This window comes from Micromonospora sp. NPDC048868 (assembly GCF_043198195.1).
Classification (GTDB): domain Bacteria; phylum Actinomycetota; class Actinomycetes; order Mycobacteriales; family Micromonosporaceae; genus Micromonospora; species Micromonospora reichwaldensis.
The window spans coordinates 1-1,615 of record NZ_JBICUN010000038.1; the positions used below are offsets into that span (position 1 = coordinate 1).

Annotated in this window: 1 rRNA gene and 1 other annotated feature (1 of these 2 cut by a window edge); the gene reads right to left on the reverse strand. The window is 56.0% G+C overall.

Annotated features, from left to right (window positions below):
• Window positions 1-24: 24 nt before the first annotated feature.
• A 5S ribosomal RNA gene (gene rrf, locus ACGFNF_RS30310) occupies window positions 25-141 on the reverse strand.
• Between the two features lie 85 nt (window positions 142-226).
• Window positions 227-1,615: a sequence feature (most likely nonfunctional fraction of RNA operon), on the reverse strand; it runs 3,241 nt beyond the window's last position.

Consider the following 1,615-nt stretch of genomic DNA (forward strand, 5'->3'; position numbering starts at 1 on the left):
GGGGTGACCCTGAACTGAAAGATTGTCCGGCGGCGTCCTACTCTCCCACACCCTCCCGAGTGCAGTACCATCGGCGCTGGAGGGCTTAGCTTCCGGGTTCGGAATGTAACCGGGCGTTTCCCCTCCGCCATGACCGCCGTAACTCTATCGACATATCAAACAACACCAACCACGTGGTCTGTTGTTCGTTTATCGAGAGTTGCACAGTGGACGCGTAGCAGCTTAGTAGTCAAGTCCTCGGCCTATTAGTACCGGTCAACTGAACCCGTTACCGGGCTTACATTTCCGGCCTATCAACCCAGTCGTCTAGCTGGGGGCCTTACCCCACCAAGGTGGGTGGGATACCTCATCTTGAAGCGAGCTTCCCGCTTAGATGCTTTCAGCGGTTATCCCTTCCGAACGTAGCTAACCAGCCGTGCCCCTGGCGGGACAACTGGCACACCAGAGGTTCGTCCGTCCCGGTCCTCTCGTACTAGGGACAGCCCTTCTCAAGTATCCTACGCGCACGGCGGATAGGGACCGAACTGTCTCACGACGTTCTAAACCCAGCTCGCGTACCGCTTTAATGGGCGAACAGCCCAACCCTTGGGACCTGCTACAGCCCCAGGATGCGACGAGCCGACATCGAGGTGCCAAACCATCCCGTCGATATGGACTCTTGGGGAAGATCAGCCTGTTATCCCCGGGGTACCTTTTATCCGTTGAGCGACACCGCTTCCACTCGCAAGTGCCGGATCACTAGTCCCGACTTTCGTCCCTGCTCGACCTGTCAGTCTCACAGTCAAGCTCCCTTGTGTACTTGCACTCAACACCTGATTGCCAACCAGGCTGAGGGAACCTTTGGGCGCCTCCGTTACCCTTTAGGAGGCAACCGCCCCAGTTAAACTACCCACCAGACACTGTCCCTGAACCGGATAACGGTCCGAAGTTAGATACCCAAATCAACCAGAGTGGTATTTCAAGATTGCCTCCACCCATACTGGCGTATGGACTTCACCGGCTCCCACCTATCCTACACAAGCTAATTCGGATACCAATGTCAAGCTATAGTAAAGGTCCCGGGGTCTTTCCGTCCTGCCGCGCGTAACGAGCATCTTTACTCGTAATGCAATTTCGCCGGGCCTGTGGTTGAGACAGTGGGGAAGTCGTTACGCCATTCGTGCAGGTCGGAACTTACCCGACAAGGAATTTCGCTACCTTAGGATGGTTATAGTTACCACCGCCGTTTACTGGCGCTTAAGTTCTCCGCTTCGCCCCGAAGAGCTAACAGGTCCCCTTAACGTTCCAGCACCGGGCAGGCGTCAGTCCATATACATCGAATTACTTCTTCGCATGGACCTGTGTTTTTAGTAAACAGTCGCTTCCCCCTGCTCTCTGCGGCCATACAACGCTCCACCCGCGCGGGGCTTCACGTCTCCGGCCCCCCTTCTCCCTAAGTTACGGGGGCAATTTGCCGAGTTCCTTAACCACAGTTCGCCCGATCGCCTCGGTATTCTCTACCTGACCACCTGTGTCGGTTTGGGGTACGGGCCGCTAAGAACTCGCTAGAGGCTTTTCTCGGCAGCATAGGATCACTGACTTCACCTGAATCGGCTCGGCATCACGTCTCAGCCTA